Below are 21,230 nucleotides of genomic sequence, written 5' to 3'. Positions count from 1 at the left end.
GTGCGCCCAGAAGCATCCCAAGCTTCGCTCAGTAGACTCATCGCATGAGCGACACTCGCGAGTTCGTGAGCGCCGGACGCACCACGATCATCACCGAATCGGGCGTCAACACCGGCATCGACTACGTCCTCGTTCACGGAATCGGAATGGGGCATCGCTACTGGTCCGAGTTCGCCGACGCGCTTGCTCTCACCGGTCGCGTCTTCGCGCTTGATCTGCCTGGCTTCGGCGATGCACCAGAGCCGGAGGAACCGCTCGACATGGCGGCATCCGGAGATCTCATCGCCGACTTTGTCACTCGGGAGAACCTGCGAAACCCCGTACTCATCGGCCACTCGATGGGTACCGAGATCGTTGCCGAGGCAGCCGCGCGTCACCCTGAGTGCGCCCACCGTGTCGTGCTGATCGCGCCCACGGTCAACCCTCGTGAACGGACAGCGGCGAAACAGGCTCTCCGGCTGCTGCAAGACGTCTCGATGTCGAAACCCAAGGTCATGGCGCTTGGCATCATGTACTACATCAAGGCCGGACCCCGCTGGTATTACAAGAAGCTCGAGACCATGCTCGACCATCACGTCGAGTTGACCCTGCCGAAGGTTTCGGCGCCGACATTGATCATCCGTGGACGAACCGACACCGTCGTGCCCAGTTACTGGGCACGAGAAGTCGCACGACTCGTACCTGACTCGCGTTACGAAGAGGTCGACGGGCACGGCCACGAAGCCATGATCACGGGCGGAGTGCAGATCGCTGAGATGGTCGCCGCCCACGTTGGCACAGAGCTTCCCCCGCGATCGGAGCGGCCGCCACTGAGCGCTGGCAGCAAGATACTCGTCTGGGCACGCGACTATCTCTATGCGGCATCCCGTCACCTTGTCTCACTTGTGAAGCGCAAACCTCCGGCACGTTATCTGAAGGGCGACTACGCCAAACCTGTGATCGTGCTGCTGCCCGGCGTCTACGAGACCTGGGTGTTCATGGAGCCTCTCGCCGAACGTCTCTCCACAGCGGGCTACCGCGTCAACATCGTCTACGGGATGAAGCACAACCGCCGCCCCATCGTCGAGACGTCGCGGATGCTGCAGCGAGCCATCGGCCGCGTGCACGTGCCGAGTGCCGGACGCGTGATCGTCGCTCACAGCAAGGGCGGACTGATCGGAAAGCATCTGATGGCGGAAACCGACCTTGGCGTTCGCGGCATGGTGACGCTGTGCACCCCGTTCTCGGGATCATCACTCGCAAAATACACAGTCGATCCGAGCCTCCGTGAGTTTGGACCGTCACACGCGACGATCACCGAGCTCACGGGAACGACGACTGTCAACGACCGGATCGTCTCGATCTCATCGTCGTTCGACCCGCATGTTCCCGAAGGAAGTGATCTCGACGGCGCTCAGAACGTCCACCTCGATGTCGCTGGGCACTTTCTGACACTCGCGTCAGAAGAGGCGATGGATGCCGTACTCGACGGCATCTCCCATCTGGAGAGCAGCCAGCCCCTCAAGCGTGACGCCTGAGCGCACTGGTGCGCGACGTCACTCGCTCCCGTCTGCATCATCGTTGCTGCTCTCGTGCGGGCAGGATGCGACGGGGGATCACGCGACCATCACCTAAGGGCGTTCTCTTCGATGAACGCGCGGAGCTGAGCCTCATCATTCGGCAGCTTGGTGACGCGCTGTGGAGCATCGAGTAATGCCTGAGTCTCGGCATCCACCTCCGCCGGACTGCCGAGCGCCTCACTGATGGTGTCTGCGAACTTCTGCGGCTTCGCGGTCTCGAGCACGAGCATCGGAACACCCGGCTCCACGAAATCACGCGCGACCTTTGCGCCGTCAGCAGTGTGCGGATCGATCGTGACGCCCGTGCTGGAGTTGAACGAACGGATCGTGTCCAGGCGGTCCTGATGCGTGCTCGTACCGCTGACGATGCCGAACTCCTCGCTGAAGCGACTCAGCTCGCTCGACAGGTCGAACTCTCCCTCGGACGCCAGGGTCTTCCAGGTAGCGGCCGTGCGCTCCGGATCGCGACCGAGCAGGTGGAAGATGAAGCGCTCGAGGTTTGACGCACGCGATACATCCATCGAGGGGCTCGACGTGGCGAGCGTATCCGCGGAAGAACGCGGACGGTAGCGCCCCGTGCGGAAGAACTCGTCGAGCACGTTGTTCTCGTTGGTCGCGAGAACGAGCTTGCGAACAGGCAGACCCATCAGTCGCGCGTAGAGCCCCGAGAGGATGTTGCCGAAGTTGCCCGACGGAACCGCGAACGAGACCTCGAAGCCCGTTCGCTTCTCCGTCGGAAGCTCGTCGGTCACGCGCAGCCAGGCCCAGATGTAATACACGATCTGCGCAGAGATACGGCCGAAGTTGATGGAGTTGACCGCGCCGATGTGGTGCTCGCGCTTGAACGCGAGGTCTTCGGCGAGGCTCTTCACGAGGTGCTGGCAGTCGTCGAAGACACCCTCGACCGCGATGTTGTGCACATTTTCGTCCTGCAGCGAGTACATCTGTGCGCGCTGGAACGCGCTCATGCGACCCTGCGGGGAGAGCATGAACACCGAGATGCGGTCACGTCCGCGCAGCGCGTGCTCCGCGGCCGATCCGGTGTCGCCCGATGTGGCCCCGAGGACGTTCAGCACATCGCCGCTCGTCGCGAGCACGTACTCCAGGGCCTCGCCGAGGAACTGCATCGCCATGTCTTTGAACGCGAGCGTCGGCCCCTCCGAGAGCCCGACGAGCGTCATTCCCTCGCCGATGTCTGTGAGGGGAACAGCGCGATCCGACGCGTACTTCGCCGGCTCGTATGCGGCACGACAGAGCTTCGCGAGGTCATTCCGCGGAATCTCGGTCGCGAACAGACCGATCACCTCGGTGGCGAGCTCGGGATAGCTCAGGTCGCGCCACTGCTCGAGCTGGGCGGCGTCGACCTGAGGCATTCTCTCGGGCACGGCAAGCCCACCGTTCGGCGCGAGACCCTCGACGAGGATGTCGCTGTACTGACCGATCGTTCCTCCGCGAGTGGAGATGTATCGCACGGACGGTGCCCTTCGTTCTCGGTGGTGGACGTCTCAATGTCGGTGGTGTCGACACCCGCTGCGGCGCCTCTAGGCGCCTATCGTACGCGAGTCTGCATGCCCGGGTCGTGCGGTGACGTCGCCGGTGGCTTCTACAGCCGCGGGATGGCGCCGACCAGGGCACGTGCGTAGTCCGTCTGAGGGGTCGAGAGGATGCCGCCCGTCGAGCCTTCCTCGACGACGCTGCCGGACCGCAGCACGACCGTCCGCTCGCAGAGCGCCGCGATCGCTGTGAGGTCGTGCGACACCATGACCAGTGCGAGGCCGGTCTCCGCGCGAAGCTTCCGGAGCACGTCGATCACCTGAATCCGCGTCGTCACATCGAGAGCGCTGACCGGTTCGTCCGCGAGCAAGACCCGCGGCCGGCACACGATGGCTCGAGCGATTGCGATCCGCTGACGCTGCCCACCCGAGAACGCATGGGGAAAACGGTGCAGCACATCACGTTCGAGACCGACGGATGCCAGAGCGTCGGCGACCCGCTCCCGAGCGTCGCTCCCCGAGGCAAGACCGAGCGAGCGGAGTGGCTCGGCGACGATGCGGTCGATGCGCTGGCGCGGGTCGAGCGACGAGTACGGGTCTTGGAAGACCGTCTGCACGGACCCGCGGAAGCGCCGCATGAGCGCCCGATCGCGGAGCGCGAGCGGGGCATCCTCGAACATGACCTGGCCGCGGGTCGGGGCGTCCAAACCGAGCAGCAGCCGCAGAATCGTGGACTTGCCCGCGCCGGACTCCCCCACGAGCCCCACGGCCTCACCCGCGTCGACGCTGAACGACACGTTGTGCACGACCTCGCCGCCGCGCCGATACGCGAAGCTGGCGTCGTGAAGTTCGAGAAGGCTCATGAGAGACCTCCCGTGTCAGATCGGGGCGTTTCGTCGGCCTCGCTGGAGTTTGAATCAGCGGTGGGGTGCGTAAATGTCGGCCCTGCAGAGTTGGGGTGGGTGACGTTCAGGGCGTCATCGAGGATGCGCGCGCTGGCGACCAGCCGCGTGGTGTACTCGTGTCGCGGGCGCGAGATGACGTCATCGACGTCGCCCTGCTCCACGGCGACGCCACGTTGCAGCACCGAGACCCGCGACGTCATTCGAGACACCACCGCGAGGTCGTGGCTGATGAAGAGCAGCGCCATGTTCCGCTCCTCCACCAGACGGTCGAGCAGCTCGAGCACCTCATTCTGCACGGTGACGTCGAGCGCCGTCGTCGGCTCGTCCGCGATCAGCAGCTTCGGATCCGCGGCGAGGGCGAGAGCGATCGCCACGCGCTGACGCTGACCGCCGGAGAGCTCATGCGGAAAGGCTCGTGCGAGAGCGGCATCCGGCAGAGACACGGCCTCGAGCGAGGTGGCAACCGCCTGACGCAGTGCGGACCCACGGAGACCGCGGTATCGCTTGAGTGGCTCAGCGATCTGCCGGCCGACACGCATCAGCGGGTCGAGCGAGCTGAGCGGCTCTTGGAAGACGATGGATGCCGCCGGGCCACGGAGCGGCCGCAAGGCACGATCCGGGGCTCCGATGACCTGGTGGCCGTCGAGCAGCACCGATCCGCTCGAGGTCAGCCCCGCATCGAGAAGCCCCGTCACCGCGAGTGAGGTGACGGACTTGCCCGAGCCGGACTCGCCGATGAGACCCACACGCTCGCCGGGGTCGATCGTGAACGAGAGGTCGCGAACAAGGGCGTCCCCCCTCGCGAGTGCGAACGGTCAGGCCGGAGACATCGAGAATGCTCATGCGCGCCTCCTCGTCGGATCGGCGACATCGCGTAATCCGTCGGCGATGAAGTTGACGCCGAGCACCAGCACGACGAGTGCGACGCCCGGCGCGATCGCGCCGACGGGGGCGGTGAGCACGGTGCCCTGAGCTTCTTGAAGCATCCTGCCCCATGAGGCGTTGGGCGGCGGCGCTCCGAGCCCCAAATACGACAGGCTCGCCTCGGCGAGCACCGCGATTCCGAACTGCAGAGCGAGGTTCACTCCCAGCATGGGCGCGATGTTCGGCAGCACGTGACCTGTGACAATGCCGGGCCACCGCGTGCCGCTCGTGCGCGAGGCCGTCACGAACTGCTCACCCAAAACGCGCCGTGCGAGCACCCGCACAAGACGAGCCACGACCGCGGACTGCGCGAGCCCGATCGCCAGGATCGCCGACCACAGCGACGCGCCCTGCACCGCGACCACGAGCATCGCGAGCAGCAGCACCGGGAACGCGATGATCACGTCGAGCGCCGCCGAGAGCGTATCGTCGAGCCAGGGCCAGGCGAACGCGGCGACGAGCCCGATGACGATGCCGAGCACCGCGGCGATCGCGACAGAGCCCGCACCCACCGCCAGAGCGATGCGCGCGCCGATCATGAGCTGCGTCATGAGGTCGCGGCCCAGCTTGTCGGTGCCGAGCCAGTGCGCGCCGGTCGGGCCCTCGAGGCGGGTTCCGCTGGTGTCCTGCTGCGTGTACGGCAGCCAGAACAGCGAGACGAGGGCGAGAAGAACCACGGATGCCGTCAGCACCACGCCCACGACGAGCGTGACCCGTCGGCGCTGCGTGCGTCGCCCGGAGCGGGCGGCGGCCCCGGAAGCATCGTGGGTCCCGGCGGCATCCTGGGCCGTTGTGCCTGGAACAGCTGTGCCCGTCGTCGGCACGCTATCGCTCATCGGTTCCCTGTTGCTCATCGGTTCCCCGAGAGGGTCTGGCGCAGGCGCGGGTCGACCAGGCGCTGCACGATGTCTGCGGCGAAGCCCACGAGCAGCACGAACAGTGTGCTGACCACGAGGACGCCCTGGATGTTCGGGTAGTCGTGCTGGGCAATGGCCTCCAGCAGCATGCTGCCGAGACCGGGAAGGCTGAAGACGCTCTCGACCACGACGGCTCCCAGCAGGGTCGTCGAGAGTTCGATGCCGAGAATGGCGATGACCGGAACCGAGCCGTTGCGCAGCCCGTGCCGCCACAGCGCCCCCGCGAGGCTCGCTCCCCCGGCGCGCGCGGTGCGGAGATACCCGCTGCCCAGCACGTCGAGCGTGGCCGAGCGGACGTAGCGTGTGAGCGACGCGCTCATCACAATCGCGATCGTGATGACGGGAAGCGTGAGCGAGGTGAGCGCGTCGGCGGGGTCTTCCCAATCGTTGCGCGGAAAGCCGCCCGCGGGCAGCACACCGGCGGAGAGGGCGAAGATCCACACCAGGATGATGCCGACCCAGAAGACCGGAATCGCGATGCCCAGCTGCGCGAAGCCGGAGAGCAGCGTGCCGTACCAGCGGTCCGCCCCGACGGCCGCGGCGACACCGGCCACGAGGGACACGGCGAGCGCCAGCACGAACGCGAGGATCGTCAGGGGAAGCGTCACCTGCAGTCGCGCGGTCACCTCCGGCAGCACCGGAAGCGAGCTGATGTACGACTCCCCGAGGTCGAACCGCAGCATGTCACCCGCCCACAGTGCGAACTGCTGCGCGAGGGGCTTGTCGCTGCCCACCTGTGCCCGTGCCGCGGCGATCTGCTCCGGCGTCGCATTCACGGAGAGCAGCGCGTTCGCGGGGTCCCCCGGCAGCAGCCGCAGCAGCACGAAGATCACGACCAGGGCGACGACGAGCGACAGCACCAGGAACGCGAACCGGCGGATCAGGTAGACGAGCATGAGTATTTCAGGTTAGTCGCAGGACGGTCAGGTGGTGGATGCCGCGGGGCGACGCCCCGCGGCATCCACTCGTCTACTTCTTGACGATGTCGTACGCGTAGAACTGCGAGTTCAGGCCGTTCACCGGGTAACCCGAGACGCCGCTCGCGGCGACCACGATCTGCGGGTAGAGGTACAGCCACGCGCTCGCGGCATCCTCGGCGATCTTCTCGTTCACCTTGGTGAGCAGTGCGGTCTGCTCGTCGATCGTCTTCGCCTGTTCGGCCTCGGCCACCCACTTCTGGACGTCCGCGTTGTCGTAGCCCCAGTAGAAGTCGGGGTTTCCGTACCAGACCACGTCGCGGTCGTTCACGTGCTCCTGCAGGGTCGCTTCGAAGTCGCGGTCCTGGAAGACCTTGGTGTACCACTCGTCCGCCGTGATGGTGTTGATCTTCACGGTGATGCCGACCTTCTTCAGCTCGGACTGCACGAATTCCGCCACGGCGGGGTGCGGGTCGTAGCTCGGGGTGTCGAGCGTGAAGCTGAATCCGTCGGGGTAGCCTGCCTCGGCGAGCTGGTCCTTCGCGAGGTCCACGTCGTACGGGTTCACGTCGGTGAGGTCCTCGTACCAGGGGTCGGTGGGCGGCACCATCGAGCCGATGAGCTGCCCGTAGTCGCCCCAGATGGAGTTCAGCAGCTTCTCGCGGTCGATCGCGGAGTAGACCGCCTTGCGAACGAGCGGATCGTCGAAGGGCTCGACGCGGTCGTTGAACGCGAGGAGCTCCTTGGTGGTCGACGAGCCGTCGGTGACCACGTAGTCGTCGTTGCCGTCGAACTGGCTCAGCGCGTCGGGGCTCTGAACGCTCGTGATGAGGTCGATCTGCCCGCTGATGAGTGCATTGTTCTGCGCGGTCGCGTCGGTGTAGTAGTGGAAGACGACCTCGGCGTTCGTAGCGGCATCGCCCCAGTAGTCGTCCCACCGGGTGAGGCTCAGGGTGCTGCCGCGCTTCCACTCGTCGAGGGTGTACGGGCCGGTGCCGTCTTCGCTCTTCGTGAGGTCGGTCGCTTCGTCGTTCACGATCCAGACGTAGCTGAGGTTGTAAATGAACGAGATGGAGCGCTGGCTCAGCGTGAACACGACCGTGCTGTCGTCGGGCGTCTCGATCGATGAGATCACGTCGAAGCTCGACTTGCGAGCCGACTGAGAGTCTTCAGCGGTGACAGCCTCGATGCTCGACTTCACGTCGGCAGAGGTCAGGAGGTCACCCGAATGGAACTCGACGTCGTCGCGCAGCGTGATCGTGTAGGTGAGACCGTCGTCGCTCACCTCGTCGTCGGCGGCGAGAAGCGGCTCGACCTCGCCCTCGTCGGTGAGCTTGTACAGCCCCTCGTAGACGTTGCCGCTCAGCGCCTCGGTGACGCCCTGCCCTCCGCCGCCGGTGTTGCTGAGGTTCTGCGGTTCGTAGAGCGAGCCGATGTTGATCGTGGCGTCGGCGCCGCCCGAGTCTGCGTCGCCACCGGTCGAGCAGCCGGCGAGCACGAGGGCGCCGACGGCCGCTGCTGCGGTGAGAGTGAGGATGCGTTTCACTGAGGTCTCCTGGACATGGTCACGGTGTTGGGGTGAGAGAGATACTGAGGATGCTGCTGCACGCGGCGAACCCGCGAGGATGCCGCGGGTGCGACGCTCATCAGCCGTAGATGTCGAATCCGCCGCCGAACCGCACCCGCTTCTCGCCCGCCGTCACGGGCACGCTGAAGCGGTTCTGCGGTGGCGGCATCGGACAGTTGTACTGCGCCGAGAAGCCACACGGCGGCACGAAGGCGCGGTTGAAATCGAGGATCACCGTGCCGGCGTCGGTGTCTGCGCTGTGCTCTGCGCGCTGCACGAACAGGAAGCGACCGGCGCCGTAGGTTCCGCTCTCGTCGTCGCGACCGTTCGTCGCGTCGCCGAACACGAGCAGCAGCACACCGCCGTCGTCGAACGCCGCGAACGTGTGCGTCTCTCCGTCGAGAGTGAACGTGATGTCTCCCGGAACCACCAGGTCGCGGGTTCCGCCGTTGTCGCGGATGTGCTCGAACGGCACCGTGCGGTCGGCGGCGACGGGCGTGAACGTGGCCTCGATGACCCACGCCGGGTCGTAGTCGAACGTATCGATGCCGTCGAACGCGCGGATCGCCGGCGATTCGGCATCCCACAGCCGTAGGCCGTATTCGTCGTCGCCGGTCTCGATGTTCCTGCGCTTGAGCGAGGTGACGGTGACGGATGCCGGGGCGGCGGCGCGCTCCCCAGGAAGATCCGGTCGCTCACCCGCGGGGAGCCAACGCGTCTCGATGAGAGCGAGGTTGCCCGTCGGCGCGGTCACCGCGCGCAGTCGCTCGTCATGCCACGCAGCATGCGACGTGGCGGGGCTGCTGGCGACAGCGCGTTCGACAGCGCGTTCGGTGTGTGTGGTCATGACGCCTTCGATTATCGGTCGCGGAGAACTGCGCCGCGAGACGCGGCGTCATTGATCGCAACATGACGCGGGAGCGATGTATTCCTTTGAATGCGCTCTCGATCTCAGAATGCATCCTCTTCCTCTGAATGCGCGTTCTTCCTCTGAGCGCGCATTCACTGCGGGAATCATGAAGGGAGCCGCAGCTGCATCCCGCGGAGCGTGTAGCCGGTGACGAGGTTCTCCCAGCCGAGGTCGGGCGCGCGCACGAGCCGGGCATCGCGGCGCAGCAGCTCGCTCACGAGCACTTCGGTCTCCGTCAGCGCGAGAGCGCGGCCGGGGCAGGCATGGCCGCCGTCGCTGAAGCTCATGCCCGCGGCATCCACACCATCAGCTCTCTCGCGGTGCGGGCAGGCGGCGAGCGCGCCGGCACCGAACGCATCCGGGTCAGCGTTCGTGTCGCGCACGAGGATGTCGACGAGATCGCCGGGCTCGAGCATCCACTCACGGTCATGGTCGATGATCGTGACCGGCTCGCGCACGCGCCGGAGAAGATGCCCGACGACCGGCTCCAGACGGATCAGCTCTGTGAGAATCGACATTCTGCCCGCGCGATCGCTCTGCTCGTAGCGCTCGCGAAGCCCGTCGTCCTCAAGCAGATGCCAGCACGCCATCGCGATGAACTCCCGCGTGGTGACCATGCCGGCGGTGCCGTAGGTCATGCACTCGATCACGATGTCGGTCATGCCGTAGCCCTCGGCGATCAGGTGGCTGATGACGTTCTCGCCGGGGTTGCGACGGTTGGCCCTGACCGCAGGGCGCACGTCGGCGAGCCAGAAGCGCGCGATCGGCACGAGGGCGTTCCAGGCGGCGGACATCCACTGACGGCGCGTCCGGCCGAGACCCGCGCGGGTGATGTCGTGCGGCGGCTGCCGGAAGAACCCCTCAAGCCGCCGGGACATACCCTCGACCGATGAGTGCTCGAGCCCGACTGCGCGCCTGGTCACTTCGACGGAGTAGCGCAGCGCCAGGTGGTCGAGATGCACGAGTCCGTCACGACGAGCGGCATCGAGCAGTCGCTCGGCGCACTCGTGCATGTGGTCGGTGTAGCGACGCTCGACGACTTTCGGGGCGAAGAACCGCCCGACCTTGCGACGCTGCTCGTCGTGGGTCGGGCCGTCGGAGATGAGGATTGGGCGGTGCCGGAACGGCCCCTGCGGAATCGCCTCTGCGGTGAAACCGGCCTGTGTCGTCTCGCGGGATGCCCGAAGAACCTGCTTCGCGGCGTCATAGGAGCGGATGCGCCAGACCACGCTGTCGCCGAGGAGCTCGCGCCGCACGGCATCCACCTGTTCACCCTCGGCGTCGGCACGCGTGCACTGGCGCTCGCGCCGGTCGTCATGGGCAGAGAGTCCCGTGGACTCGCCCGGCGGGACCACCCGGCGATGGCTGAATCTCTCTGGCATGGATGCGAACCCTCTCGCCTTGTGCCTAATGTTATTCGGACGCTCCCCGTAACGGAACGAGAGGGCAGACGCTATGCAACACGCGCAGTATCTGATACTGATGGCGGGCTGTGTTCTGATCACCCTCCCCCTCGAGCTGCTCATCGGCGTGCGGGTCTATCGCAGCCCGCGCAAGCTGTTTCTCACGCTCGCACCCACGTTCGTGATCTTCGCGTTGTGGGATCTTCTGGGCATCGCGCGCGAGCACTGGGACTACAACGGGGCGTTCATCTCGGGCATCCACCTGGGCGTGATTCCCCTCGAGGAGCTCGTGTTCTTCGCGGTGATTCCGCTGTGCGGACTGCTCACCTATGAGGCGGTCGGCAAGGTGCTGCGGCTGGCGCAGGGTCGAGGTCCGCTGCGCTTCCGCTGGCCGGAAGGGCTCGTGCGCGGCGAGGGTGCTGAAGAGCACGAGGGCAGCTCTGGGCGCAAGAGGATGCTCGACAGAGGTGATCGTCGTGCCTGAGTACACGGTGCTGACGCTCATCGGCATGGTCGCGGTCGTGCTCGCCGAGCTGCTCTGGGCGCGGACGGGCATCTTCCGCTCGCTGCAGTACTGGCTCGCGATGCTGATCGTCTTCGGGTTCCAGGTGCTCGTCGATGGATGGCTCACGAAGCTCAGCGCACCCATCGTGCTGTACGACCGCGCGGAGTTCTCCGGTGTGAGATTTCCGTGGGACATCCCGATCGAGGACTTCGGGTTCGGGTTCGCGATGGTCACGCTCACGATCGTTCTGTGGAAGCTCGCCGAGCGCCGGAGTGCGCGCCGCCGGAAGGCGCAGTCGTGACCGTGCGTGGGGAGGGCTTTCCCGGGCGTGATCGCCGTGCCGTGCGGCATCACGCTCGCGATGGAGCTTCACGGTCGAGCACGCCGCGTCACGGGATCGTCGTGGGCGGCGGCATCGCGGGGCTCGCGGCCGCGGCCGGTCTCGCTGACCGCGGCATCCGTGTGACCCTTCTCGAGTCGACGGATCGCCTCGGCGGGCGGGTCGCGGCCTGGCCGCTCGAGGGCGAACGCACGATGAGTCGCGGCTTCCACGCGTTCTTCCGGCAGTACTACAACCTGCGCGCGCTGCTCAGACGAGCGGATGCCGACGCGAGTCTGATCCCCATCGGCGACTACCCACTGCAGCGCTCGAACGGAATGGCGGACTCGTTCGCGGGCCTTCCGCGCACACCTCCCTGGAGCATCGCTCGGTTCGTGATGCGCAGCCCGACATTCACGCTTCGCTCGCTCGCCTCCGTCAACCTCGACGCGAGCCTCGAGCTGCTGCGCGTTCACTTTCCGGCATCCTTCTCCGCGTACGACGGCGAGTCTGCGGCTGACTTCCTCGACCGACTGCGCTTTCCCGCAGATGCGCGAGACCTTGCGCTCGAGGTCTTCGCGCGCTCGTTCTTCGCCGACCCGAGAGAGTTCGCGGCCGGGGAGCTGATCGCAATGTTCCACGCATACTTCCTCGGCTCGGGCGAGGGGCTGCTGTTCGACGTTCCCGACGACGACTACGATGCCGCGCTCTGGCGTCCGCTCGCCGCGCGCCTGGCGAGCCAGGGTGTCGAGCTCGCCACCCAGACCCCCGTCGAGCACATCACCGTCGCGGACCACCGGGTCACCGCTCGCACCGCTCATCGCGACGTCGACGCTGACGCTCTGGTGCTCGCCACCGACCCGCGGGCGACGCGGCACCTGGTCGCCGAGATGACCGCCCCGGGCGGAGAGACCTGGCGCGACGCCGTGGGCGCAACGGAGAACGCCCCGCCGTTCACGGTCGTGCGTCTGTGGCTCGATGCTCCCGTCGACGAGAGCCGCGCAGCATTCCTCGGCACGAGCGGCTACGGCCCCCTCGACAACGTCTCGGTGCTCGAACGCTTCGAGGCGGGCGCGATGCGGTGGGCGAGCGCGAACGGCGGGTCCGTCGTCGAACTCCACGGGTACGCCTGCGATGCGGCAGTTGTCGACGACGAGGATACCGCGGCCCGACTCATCTCCGAACTCGAGGCGCAGCTCCACGCCGTCTACCCGGAGACCGCGGCGGCCACGGTGCTTCATCGTGAGGTGCTCATCCGCGACGATTGCGCTCTCCCCTCGCCCACCGGATGGAGCACGCGCCCCGGCGTCCGCACGCCGTGGCCGCGGCTGCTGCTGGCCGGCGACGGCATCCGCTGCAACTACCCGGTCGCTCTCATGGAGCGTGCCGCCACGACCGGGTTCCTCGCCGCCAATCATCTGCTCTCCGAGTGGGGCATCCGTGGCCACGACCTGTGGACCGTGCCGATGCGGGGCCTTCTCGCACCACGACGCTGAGAGGCCCACGATCCGCGCCAGACCGGGCGAGAAAGTGCGAAACATGCCATTTCCGCGGTCGCGGTCTCAAGGGGGTATCGAACCGCTCGCCGTCCTGCTAGCGTGACGCCAAGTTCACACTGACTTCGTGAGGGAGTGCATCATGAACATCCTTTTCATCATCATCGCCGTCGTCGCGATCGTTCTGCTGATCGTCGGCGGAGTCGTCGAGGCCGTCAAGTGGTTGCTGTGGGTGGGTCTGGTTCTGATCATCCTCGCGATCATCGGCTGGCTGCTCCGCGCCGTCGTCGGTCGAAAATAGCGACTGAGCTCGCGTGTCTGTGACCTACACCGACGACGGCGAGCTCATGGCGGCCCCCGCCGACGTCGACTCCGCCCTTGGCGGCGTCGCACGTCGGCTGGACCGTTTCTTCGACGAGCGCCGTGTCACAGCGCGAGAACAGGGTCCGTCCTCTCTCGCGCTGTGGGACGCCCTGCGCGATTCCGCGACAGGCGGCAAGAAGATCCGACCGCGGCTCGTGCTGAACGCGCACCGTCTGCTCAGTGGGGTTCGAGAGGATGCCGCGTGCGACGTCGCCGTCGCGGTGGAGTTGCTTCACACGGCGTTCCTCGTGCACGACGACGTCATCGACGGCGATACGCGCCGTCGTGGGCGCCGCAACGTCATCGGGCAGTTCCACGTCGACGCGCAGCAGCGCGGGGCCTCGGAGGCGGCGAGCCGCGCCTGGGGGGAGGCCGCAGGCATTCTCGCCGGCGATCTGCTGATCCACGCGGCGCAGTCCATGGTCGGGCGGCTCGATCTTCCCTCGAGCATCCGAGTGCCCCTCATCGATCTGTTCGACGAGTCCGTCATGGTTACGGCGGCGGGAGAGCTGCAGGACGTCGGGCTCACCGAGGGTGTGCTCGAGGCATCCGCTGTCGACGTGCTCGCGATGGCCGGACGCAAGACCGCCCACTATTCGTTCCGCATGCCGCTGCGTGCGGGCGCCATTCTTGCGGGAGCGGATGCCGTCGTCGCGACGCAGCTCGACGAATTCGGCCATCACGCCGGCATCGCCTTCCAGCTGCGCGATGATCTGCTCGGCGTGTGGGGGCGCGCCGAGGCGACGGGCAAGAGCACGTCGTCCGATCTGCGGCGGGCGACGATGACACCGCTGCTGGCGCACGCCCTCTCCACTCCGGTCGGCGAGGAGCTGCGCCACGCGCTCGGCCTCGTGGACCCGCGAACGTTCGATGCCGAGCGGGCGCGTGCGCTGCTCGCGGCATCCGGTGCTCGAGAGACGATGGAGCAGCTCATCGCCGACCACGCGGCCGCGGCGCGCGCCGTACTCGAACGCGATCTGCTTCCCGTCGAGCTGCAGCGTCTGCTCGCCGACACCCTTCGATCTGCGCGCGAGCGATCGTCATGACTCGGCGGGCCGTGAGCGACGCCGACGCGCTGCGTCGGTACACGCGCTGCGCCCGCTCCAGTTCAGCTCGGGTCATCGACCAGTACTCCACGTCGTTCGGGCTCGCGACGCGCATGTTCGACCGATCCACTCGCGAGCACATCCGCGCGGTGTACGGACTCGTGCGCGTGGCCGATGAGATCGTCGACGGCGCCGCCGCCGAAGCCGGGCTGAGCCGCGGCGAGCAACAGGCCGTGCTCGACGCTCTCGAACGGGAGGTCGAGAGCGCGATCGGCGGAGGCTACAGCGCGAATCTCGTCGTTCACGCGTTTACGCAGACCGCGAGGGATGCCGGCATCGACCGCTCTCTCACCGCGCCGTTCTTCGCGTCGATGCGCCGCGACCTCGATCCGGCGCCGCTCAGCCGGGACGACGTCGACACCTACATCTACGGTTCCGCGGAGGTCGTCGGGCTCATGTGCCTGCGGGTGTTCCTCATGCGCGACGCGATCTCCGACGAGTGCCGCGATCGCCTGGAGGTGGGCGCACGCCACCTGGGTGCGGCGTTTCAGAAGATCAACTTCCTGCGCGACCTCGCGGAGGACTGGAACGCTCTCGGACGCAACTACTTTCCGGGAATCGACCCCACCGCGCTCACCGAAGACGAGAAGTGCGCGCTGCTCGACGACATCGACCAGGACCTCGATGTCGCACGCACCGCGATCGGGGAGCTGCCGAGGCACTGCCGCGTCGCGGTCTCGGCTGCGCACGCCTTCTTCAGCGCGCTCAGCGCACACGTGCGCTCGACTCCCGCGAGCGACATCATGACGACGCGCGTTCGCGTCCCGACGATGCAGAAGGCGGCGATCCTCCTGCGCGTCCGCCTGGGCATCGGGGCGCGGGCCTGATGGCGCGCCGCGTCGTCGTCATCGGAGCGGGAATCGCGGGGCTCGCCACGGCCGCGCTTCTTCAGCGCGAGGGCTGCTCGGTCACGGTCCTCGAGGCGCAGAGCGAGGTCGGCGGACGCGCTCGGCACTGGGACAGCGGCGGGTTCCGCTTCGACCGCGGACCGTCGTGGTTTCTCATGCCCGAGGTGTTCGATCACTTCTACCGGCTCATGGGCACCTCATCCGACGAGCAGCTCGATCTCCAAAGACTCGATCCGGGCTATCGCGTCTTCGCGGAGGGGGCGGTCCGACCGCTCGACATCGCGGACCGCGCGACGAACATCCGAACCTTCGACGCGATCGAGCCGGGCGCGGGCGAACGGCTGGCCGCGCACCTCGACTCGGCGGCCGACACGTACCAGACGGCCATGCGCGACTTCCTCTACACGACGTTCAGCTCACTGCGCCCGTTCTTAACCGGGGCCACGCTTCGGCAGGCATCCCAACTTCAGCGAATGCTGCGCGTGCCGCTCGACCGCTTCGTCGCCGAGTCGTTCCGCACGCCGGTTCTGCAGCGCACTCTGAGCTTTCCCGCGGTGTTCCTCGGCTCAGCTCCCTCGCGCACGCCGAGCCTGTACCACCTCATGAGCCACCTCGACATGGACGATGGCGTCTGGTACCCGACGGGCGGCATCGCGCGCGTCATCGAGACGATCGAAGCCCTCGCGCGCGACGCCGGGGCGAAGATCCGCTGCGAGGCCGAGGTCACCGCGATCGAGACGACGGGATCGGGCCGGCGCGCACGCGTGACGGGGGTGGTGGTGAGGGATGCCGCGGGAGCGGAGATCCGCGTGCCCGCAGACGTCGTCGTCGCGGCCGGCGACCTTCACCACATCGAGACGACGCTGCTTCCACCAGAGCTGCAGACCTATCCCGAGTCCTGGTGGCGGAAGCGCGAGCCCGGCCCCGGCGGCGTTCTCGCCTACCTGGGGCTGCGCGGCAAGACTCCGACCCTGCTGCACCACAACCTGTTCTTCGTCGATGACTGGGAGCGCAATCTCGACGCGGTGTTCGGCGGAGAGGCATCCCTCCCCACTCCGACCTCCACCTACGTGTGTCGTCCGAGCGCGACGGACGTCAGCGTCGCCCCGCCGGATGGCGAGAACCTGTTCCTCTTCGTGCCGGTGCCCGCTGACCCCGCGATCGGGCACGGGGGCGATGACGGACGAGGCGACGCAGGTGTCGAGGCGATCGCGGACGCGGCGATCGACTACGTGGCGGAGCGCGCCGGCATTCCGGATCTGCGTGACCGCATTGTGCTGCGACGCACCGTCGGCCCGGCCGATTTCGAACGCGATCTGCACGCCTGGCGCGGCGGTGCACTCGGCCCGGGGCACACGCTGCGGCAGAGCGCTTTCCTTCGCGGTCGAAACGCGTCGCGCACGGTTGACGGGTTGCTGTATGCCGGCGGCAGCACGATTCCCGGAGTGGGACTGCCGATGTGTCTGATCAGCGCTGAGCTCGTGGTGAAGCGACTGCGCCGCGACAGCTCGCGTCACCCGCTGCCGGAAGGCTAGAGCAGGTCGAACGGCCCATCGCGCCAGGTCGGATGCTGCGGCACCCAGCCCAGCGACGAAGCCTTCGCGTTGCTGCTCGATCGCCCCTGAGCGCGTGCCGTGATGCGGATCGGCGCACCTCCAGCGGCCCAGACGAGCGCTGGCCCCCATTCGGCGACGTCGGCCGGGTCATCGTCCACGATGTTCACGATGCCATGTGGCCAGTCGAGCGCCATGACCACCGCCCGAGCGGCGTCATCCGCATGCACGAACGAGGTGCGGCGCACGCTGGCCTCGACGGTTCCCGATTCCGCACGACGGAGCAGCGTGCCGTGCCGACCGTACCAGGTTCCGGGCCCGTAGAGCAGACCCATGCGTAGCACGACGCCGTCGTCGAGGCTCAGCACCTCGCGCTCGAGAGTCTCGACCGCCGGAAAGAGACTGTCGCCCGAGTCCGGATCCCGCGCGATCGCCACGGTTTCGTCGCCGGGGACGGCATCCGGCTCGCCCACCCACGCGATGCTCTCGGCCACCATTCGCGAGACGTTCACGCGCTTTGCGGCATCCACCAGGTTTCTCGATCCGACGATGCGCAGGTGTGCGTTGCCGGCGAAGTCCTCCGTTGCGAGATCGGTGAGCAGGTGCACGACGGCATCCGGCTGGGCTTGGTCGAAGGCAGCGTCTACGGATACCGCGTCACGCGCGTCCATCACCACTCCGCGTGCCCCGGCAGCCTCGGCCGGCAGCAGACGCGCGGCGCTGCGGCTCGTCGCCGTGACATCGTGCCCGGCGGCGGCGAGCAGCGGAACCACCCGCGAGCCGATGACTCCCGTTCCTCCCGCTACCAAGATCCTCATGTCGCCATTGTCCTCGTCACCCGCGGAAACATCTACCGGGTGAACGCACAGCATCGCTCCGAGACGCCGGAGGAGGGGGATCTCGAGCAGGTCACCCGGCTAGTGCACGTACTCCAGCAGGTCACCGCCGACCGCGCGCATGGCGTCGATCACGGCGAGCCGAGTGATCAGGTCGCTGTCGGTGAACGACGTCGCGACAGAATATGCGACTCCGGCACGCGGGCCCCGCAGCACGCCGACCTCTGCCCGCACACCACGGTCTGCGCCGGTCTTGTTGAAGAGCGTGAGTCCGTGGGTTCCCGAGCGATGCGACAGCGGGTCGAGGCCGAACGCTGACGCGACGAGGGAGAGATCCATGTTGAGCGACAGCCAGTCGACGACGCGTTGGCTGGCGGCGGAGCTCATAGCCTCGCCGCGCGCGAACTCGGCAAACAGCCACGTCAGCTCCTTCATCGAACCGACGGACAGATGCGGAGCGTCGTCGGGCCCGCGCTGGTCGCGCGCGAAATCGAGGAGCGCCGATCGACGGAGCCCCAGCGCCTCCGTACGCTGATGCACGGCATCCAACCCCACCTGCCGCAGCAGGACATTCGTTGCCAAGTTGTCTCCGCTCGAGGCGACAAGCGCCGCGAGATCCGCGATGGGGAACGATGGGGCCTGAAGGTGCTGCCAGAGACCCGCGTGGGCGACCTGGTCCTGCGCCTCACGGTCGAGGATCATGAGCGACTCGAACGTCGGGTCGTCCAGGCGCGCGGCGACCTCGGCGAGGAGCAGCGTCGTGCCGATTCCGGCGGTCGGCATGACGACGTAGTCGTCCACCGAGAACAGCTCACGGCCGCTCGCCAGGTCGATGGCGCGTGCCGAGACCTGAACGCCGTTGCGGGCGAGCACGCCAAGCGCCTTGAAGCCTGCGGCGAAACTGTCTGCAGTCTCCTCAGACCGGTGACGTGCCCGCCGGGCGCGCTGACGAATCCGGCGACTTGGCTCACGCGTGGGGGATGCCACGGACTACGTCCTCCTCATATGCGAACGTCGGACGGTGCGCTCCCCCGCGCAATCGCACCGCCGATGCAGCTCGTTGTTACCAGATGGTGACGCGCTTCTCGGGTGCAAGCCACAGCGCATCTCCTTCGGTCACCCCAAAGGTATCGTAGAACGCGCTCAGATTCCTCACAATCTGATTGCACCGGAATTCGTTCGGTGAGTGGGGATCGATCGAGAGCAGCCGGATGACTTCAGCGTCGCGACCCTTCTGCCGCCACGCCTGCGCCCACGACAGGAAGAAGCGCTCAGCGCCCGTCATTCCGTCGATCACGGGCGGCTCCTGACCGTCGAGTGAGATCAGGTAGGCCTTCCAGGCGATGCCGAGTCCGCCGAGATCGCCGATGTTCTCACCGATCGTGAGCGCGCCGTTCACGTGGTGGTCGGGCACCTGTTCGGGAGCGAGCGCGTCGTACTGCTCGATGAGAGAGGCCGTCCGCTTCTCGAAGGCCTCGCGGTCGGCATCGGTCCACCAGTCCGTCAGGCGTCCGTCGCCGTCGAAGCGCGAACCCTGGTCGTCGAAGCCGTGACCGATCTCGTGGCCGATGACCGCACCGATCGCACCGTAGTTCGCGGCGGCGTCGCGGGTCTCGTCGAAGAACGGGAACTGCAGGATGGCGGCCGGGAACACGATCTCGTTGAAACCCGGGTTGTAGTACGCGTTGACGGTCTGCGGCGTCATGAACCACTCGTCGCGGTCCAGCGGCTTGCCGATCTTGGCCGTTTCGCGGTGCAGCTCGAAGCGGTTCGCCCGGTGCACGTTTCCGATAAGGTCTGCCGCGTCGATCTCTAGGGTCGCGTAGTCACGCCACTTCACGGGGTACCCGATCTTGGGCGTGAACGTGCCGAGCTTCTCCAGAGCTCGCTCGCGAGTCGCGGGGCTCATCCAGTCGAGCGTCGAGATCGACTGGCGGTATGCCTCGACAAGATTCGCGACGAGGTCATCCATGGCGTCCTTCGCCTGCGGAGGGAAGTGACGCTCGACGTACACGCGGCCGACGGCCTCGCCCATCGCGCCCTCGACGAGGGAGACACCCCGCTTCCAGCGCTCGCGCTGTTCAGGCGTGCCGCTCAGCTCGGTTCCGAAGAACGCGAAGTTCTCGGCGCTGAAGGCGTCAGGAAGATACGGAGCGCTGCCGTGCACGACCTTCCAGGCCACCCAGTCCTTCCAGGCATCGAGCCGGTCGGCGACGAGCAGCTCAGAGAGCCCCTCGAGATACGAGGGCTGCATGACGACGACCTCGTCGAGCGCGTTCTCCGGCATGTCGAGCGCGCGCGTCCACGGCGTCAGGTCGACACCGGCAACGAGCCCGAGCGCGTCGTCGCGCGAGTAGAGGTTGTAGGTCTTCTGGGCGTCGCGGGTCGCCACGTTGTCCCAGTGGTGCGAAGCGATCGCCGTCTCGAGATCGAAGACCCGCTGCGCACGCGCCTCGGCGTCGTCGACACCGGCGAGCTCGAACATGCGCTGAATGTGAGCGCGGTACGCCGTGCGTGTGTCGGCGAACTTCTCTTCGCGGTAGTAGCTCTCGTCGGGGAGCGAGATGCCGCCCTGAACCATGAACACGACGTAGCGCTCAGGGTTGCCCGGATCGTTGTCGACGCCCATGCCGACGAAGCCGCCGATTCCGTCATTCTCAAGCCCGGCGATGGTTTCGAGCAGCTCGTCGACGGATGAGATGTCGGATGCCGCTTTCAGCTGCGCCGCGATCGGCTCGACGCCCTTGCGCTCGATCGTCTCGGTGTCCATGAAGCTGGCGTACAGGTCGCCGACCTTGCGCGCTTCGGCCGCGGCATCCGTGCCCTCGAACACACCCTTCTGGGCATCGAGGATGATCTGCTGCACATTCTTCTCGGCCTCTTCGGCGAGCGCGTGGAACGTTCCCCAGCGCGACTTGTCGGCCGGGATCTCCGTGGCGTCGATCCAGGTGCCGTTCACGTGCCGGAACAGGTCGTCTTGGGGGCGAACCTCGGGGTTCAGAGCGTCGATCTCGATTCCGGAGTTAAGAGCACCATCAGTCATGTCGTCCAGCCTAAACGAGACGGGTGACAGCGCAGACCGAACAGCGCAGACCGAAGCTCCTGTGTCAGAGGTGCGTGTCACGCTCTGCGCCATGAATGATGAGCGCACTCCCACGATCGAAGAGCTCCTTGTCCCCTTCTTCACGGAGCAGACGGCCGAGAAGACCGGGCGCCGACTGCGTCGCGTACAGGAGGTCGAGCGGCACCTCAGGGAGTACCTGGAGGTCGCGGGGCATCGTGGGCTCAGCACCGTCGGGCTGGGCATCCTGAACATGGAACGCGAGTTCGCCCCAGAAGACGCATTCATCCGGAGCATGCGCGCCGATGATCTTCTCTTCGCTCTGCGCGGCTTCCTCGAACCGGCATGGCTGCCAGACGACCGCGTTCAGGCTCGGGTGCAGGTCGGCGTCGTCGACAAGCTCGTGGCATGGATGCAGTGGCATGAGCTGCTCTCGCTGCGCGACGTCGCCGCCGAGCTGGGGCGCGTGAAGGTGGAGATTCTGCGACTCAAGGAGGCGCAGCGCGTGCAGGCTGCGTTCCGCAGTTGACGTACGCGAAAGATAGAGT

The 21,230-nt window shown here is 67.0% G+C and carries 20 protein-coding genes; 9 read left to right on the top strand and 11 right to left on the bottom strand.

The window, feature by feature from the left end:
• Window positions 1–44: 44 nt before the first annotated feature.
• Window positions 45–1,517 (top strand): alpha/beta fold hydrolase, encoded by a 1,473-nt coding sequence (locus ACSAGD_RS00420; RefSeq protein WP_437583730.1) that lies wholly within the window; start codon window positions 45–47, stop codon window positions 1,515–1,517.
• Window positions 1,518–1,606: 89 nt separating this feature from the next.
• On the opposite strand, the gene thrC is transcribed toward ACSAGD_RS00420, so the two are convergent.
• From thrC to ACSAGD_RS00380, 8 genes are all read right to left on the bottom strand, one after another.
• Complete coding sequence (thrC, locus tag ACSAGD_RS00415) at window positions 1,607–3,031, bottom strand: threonine synthase (RefSeq protein WP_437583729.1); 1,425 nt, start codon at window positions 3,029–3,031, stop codon at window positions 1,607–1,609.
• Between the two features lie 131 nt (window positions 3,032–3,162).
• Window positions 3,163–3,915, bottom strand: coding sequence for an ABC transporter ATP-binding protein (locus ACSAGD_RS00410; protein ID WP_437583728.1), 753 nt, complete (start codon window positions 3,913–3,915; stop codon window positions 3,163–3,165).
• Entirely contained in the window at window positions 3,912–4,703 is a 792-nt protein-coding gene (locus ACSAGD_RS00405; protein ID WP_437583727.1) for an ABC transporter ATP-binding protein, read from the bottom strand. Before ACSAGD_RS00405 ends, ACSAGD_RS00410 begins: the two co-directional genes overlap by 4 nt.
• Window positions 4,704–4,796: 93 nt before the next feature.
• Window positions 4,797–5,717: an ABC transporter permease gene (locus tag ACSAGD_RS00400; RefSeq protein ID WP_437583726.1), complete on the bottom strand. Its 921-nt coding sequence runs from the start codon at window positions 5,715–5,717 to the stop codon at window positions 4,797–4,799.
• Between the two features lie 14 nt (window positions 5,718–5,731).
• Complete coding sequence (locus tag ACSAGD_RS00395; RefSeq protein WP_437583725.1) at window positions 5,732–6,694, bottom strand: ABC transporter permease; 963 nt, start codon at window positions 6,692–6,694, stop codon at window positions 5,732–5,734.
• A gap of 73 nt (window positions 6,695–6,767) precedes the next feature.
• A complete protein-coding gene (locus tag ACSAGD_RS00390) occupies window positions 6,768–8,261 on the bottom strand; it encodes an ABC transporter substrate-binding protein (protein ID WP_437583724.1) in 1,494 nt (497 codons plus the stop codon).
• A 100-nt stretch (window positions 8,262–8,361) separates the two neighbouring features.
• Window positions 8,362–9,129, bottom strand: coding sequence for a DUF1684 domain-containing protein (locus tag ACSAGD_RS00385; protein WP_437583723.1), 768 nt, complete (start codon window positions 9,127–9,129; stop codon window positions 8,362–8,364).
• Between the two features lie 167 nt (window positions 9,130–9,296).
• The gene (locus tag ACSAGD_RS00380; protein ID WP_437583722.1) at window positions 9,297–10,574 is read right to left on the bottom strand and encodes a cytochrome P450; all 1,278 of its coding nucleotides are present in this window, start codon (window positions 10,572–10,574) and stop codon (window positions 9,297–9,299) included.
• A 73-nt stretch (window positions 10,575–10,647) separates the two neighbouring features.
• Here ACSAGD_RS00380 and ACSAGD_RS00375 point away from each other — a divergent pair, with 73 nt between their 5' ends.
• The 7 genes from ACSAGD_RS00375 (at window position 10,648) to crtI (ending at window position 16,767) form a co-directional block, all read left to right on the top strand.
• Entirely contained in the window at window positions 10,648–11,079 is a 432-nt protein-coding gene (locus ACSAGD_RS00375) for a lycopene cyclase domain-containing protein (protein ID WP_437583721.1), read from the top strand.
• Window positions 11,072–11,401 (top strand): lycopene cyclase domain-containing protein, encoded by a 330-nt coding sequence (locus ACSAGD_RS00370; protein ID WP_437583720.1) that lies wholly within the window; start codon window positions 11,072–11,074, stop codon window positions 11,399–11,401. The genes ACSAGD_RS00375 and ACSAGD_RS00370 overlap by 8 nt, the downstream gene beginning before the upstream one ends.
• Window positions 11,398–12,915, top strand: a complete 1,518-nt coding sequence (locus ACSAGD_RS00365; protein ID WP_437583719.1) for an FAD-dependent oxidoreductase — start codon at window positions 11,398–11,400, stop codon at window positions 12,913–12,915. Before ACSAGD_RS00370 ends, ACSAGD_RS00365 begins: the two co-directional genes overlap by 4 nt.
• Window positions 12,916–13,057: 142 nt before the next feature.
• On the top strand, window positions 13,058–13,216 hold the full coding sequence (locus ACSAGD_RS00360) for a hypothetical protein (protein ID WP_437583718.1): 159 nt from the start codon (window positions 13,058–13,060) through the stop codon (window positions 13,214–13,216).
• Between the two features lie 13 nt (window positions 13,217–13,229).
• A complete protein-coding gene (locus ACSAGD_RS00355; RefSeq protein ID WP_437583717.1) occupies window positions 13,230–14,324 on the top strand; it encodes a polyprenyl synthetase family protein in 1,095 nt (364 codons plus the stop codon).
• 11 nt (window positions 14,325–14,335) lie between these two features.
• Window positions 14,336–15,211: a phytoene/squalene synthase family protein gene (locus ACSAGD_RS00350; protein ID WP_437583716.1), complete on the top strand. Its 876-nt coding sequence runs from the start codon at window positions 14,336–14,338 to the stop codon at window positions 15,209–15,211.
• Window positions 15,211–16,767: a phytoene desaturase family protein gene (gene crtI / locus ACSAGD_RS00345; protein ID WP_437583715.1), complete on the top strand. Its 1,557-nt coding sequence runs from the start codon at window positions 15,211–15,213 to the stop codon at window positions 16,765–16,767. Before ACSAGD_RS00350 ends, crtI begins: the two co-directional genes overlap by 1 nt.
• On the opposite strand, the gene ACSAGD_RS00340 is transcribed toward crtI, so the two are convergent.
• The 3 genes from ACSAGD_RS00340 to ACSAGD_RS00330 form a co-directional block, all read right to left on the bottom strand.
• The gene (locus tag ACSAGD_RS00340) at window positions 16,764–17,603 is read right to left on the bottom strand and encodes an NAD-dependent epimerase/dehydratase family protein (protein ID WP_437583714.1); all 840 of its coding nucleotides are present in this window, start codon (window positions 17,601–17,603) and stop codon (window positions 16,764–16,766) included. The genes crtI and ACSAGD_RS00340 overlap by 4 nt on opposite strands.
• 99 nt (window positions 17,604–17,702) lie before the next feature.
• Window positions 17,703–18,608, bottom strand: coding sequence for a serine hydrolase (locus tag ACSAGD_RS00335; protein WP_437583713.1), 906 nt, complete (start codon window positions 18,606–18,608; stop codon window positions 17,703–17,705).
• 76 nt (window positions 18,609–18,684) lie between these two features.
• On the bottom strand, window positions 18,685–20,664 hold the full coding sequence (locus tag ACSAGD_RS00330) for a M13 family metallopeptidase (RefSeq protein WP_437583712.1): 1,980 nt from the start codon (window positions 20,662–20,664) through the stop codon (window positions 18,685–18,687).
• A gap of 91 nt (window positions 20,665–20,755) precedes the next feature.
• Here ACSAGD_RS00330 and ACSAGD_RS00325 point away from each other — a divergent pair, with 91 nt between their 5' ends.
• Window positions 20,756–21,211 carry a hypothetical protein gene (locus ACSAGD_RS00325; RefSeq protein ID WP_437583711.1) on the top strand — a complete coding sequence of 152 codons (456 nt, stop codon included), beginning with the start codon at window positions 20,756–20,758 and terminating at the stop codon, window positions 21,209–21,211.
• Window positions 21,212–21,230 lie beyond the last annotated feature (19 nt).

It is taken from the genome of Paramicrobacterium salitolerans (genome assembly GCF_051513965.1).
Lineage (GTDB): Bacteria > Actinomycetota > Actinomycetes > Actinomycetales > Microbacteriaceae > Paramicrobacterium.
This window is presented reverse-complemented; position numbering and strand designations above follow the sequence as displayed.

Excerpts from the sequence above, each read along its gene's own strand:
- ACSAGD_RS00420 (WP_437583730.1), top strand. The coding sequence starts at position 45 with ATGAGCGACACTCGCGAGTTCGTGAGCGCCGGACGCACCACGATCATC.
- ACSAGD_RS00410 (WP_437583728.1), bottom strand. The coding sequence starts at position 3,915 with ATGAGCCTTCTCGAACTTCACGACGCCAGCTTCGCGTATCGGCGCGGC.
- ACSAGD_RS00375 (WP_437583721.1), top strand. The coding sequence starts at position 10,648 with ATGCAACACGCGCAGTATCTGATACTGATGGCGGGCTGTGTTCTGATC.
- ACSAGD_RS00325 (WP_437583711.1), top strand. The coding sequence starts at position 20,756 with ATGAATGATGAGCGCACTCCCACGATCGAAGAGCTCCTTGTCCCCTTC.
- ACSAGD_RS00330 (WP_437583712.1), bottom strand. The coding sequence starts at position 20,664 with ATGACTGATGGTGCTCTTAACTCCGGAATCGAGATCGACGCTCTGAAC.
- crtI (WP_437583715.1), top strand. The coding sequence starts at position 15,211 with ATGGCGCGCCGCGTCGTCGTCATCGGAGCGGGAATCGCGGGGCTCGCC.
- ACSAGD_RS00385 (WP_437583723.1), bottom strand. The coding sequence starts at position 9,129 with ATGACCACACACACCGAACGCGCTGTCGAACGCGCTGTCGCCAGCAGC.
- ACSAGD_RS00380 (WP_437583722.1), bottom strand. The coding sequence starts at position 10,574 with ATGCCAGAGAGATTCAGCCATCGCCGGGTGGTCCCGCCGGGCGAGTCC.
- ACSAGD_RS00395 (WP_437583725.1), bottom strand. The coding sequence starts at position 6,694 with ATGCTCGTCTACCTGATCCGCCGGTTCGCGTTCCTGGTGCTGTCGCTC.
- ACSAGD_RS00340 (WP_437583714.1), bottom strand. The coding sequence starts at position 17,603 with ATGAGGATCTTGGTAGCGGGAGGAACGGGAGTCATCGGCTCGCGGGTG.
- ACSAGD_RS00360 (WP_437583718.1), top strand. The coding sequence starts at position 13,058 with ATGAACATCCTTTTCATCATCATCGCCGTCGTCGCGATCGTTCTGCTG.
- ACSAGD_RS00400 (WP_437583726.1), bottom strand. The coding sequence starts at position 5,717 with ATGAGCGATAGCGTGCCGACGACGGGCACAGCTGTTCCAGGCACAACG.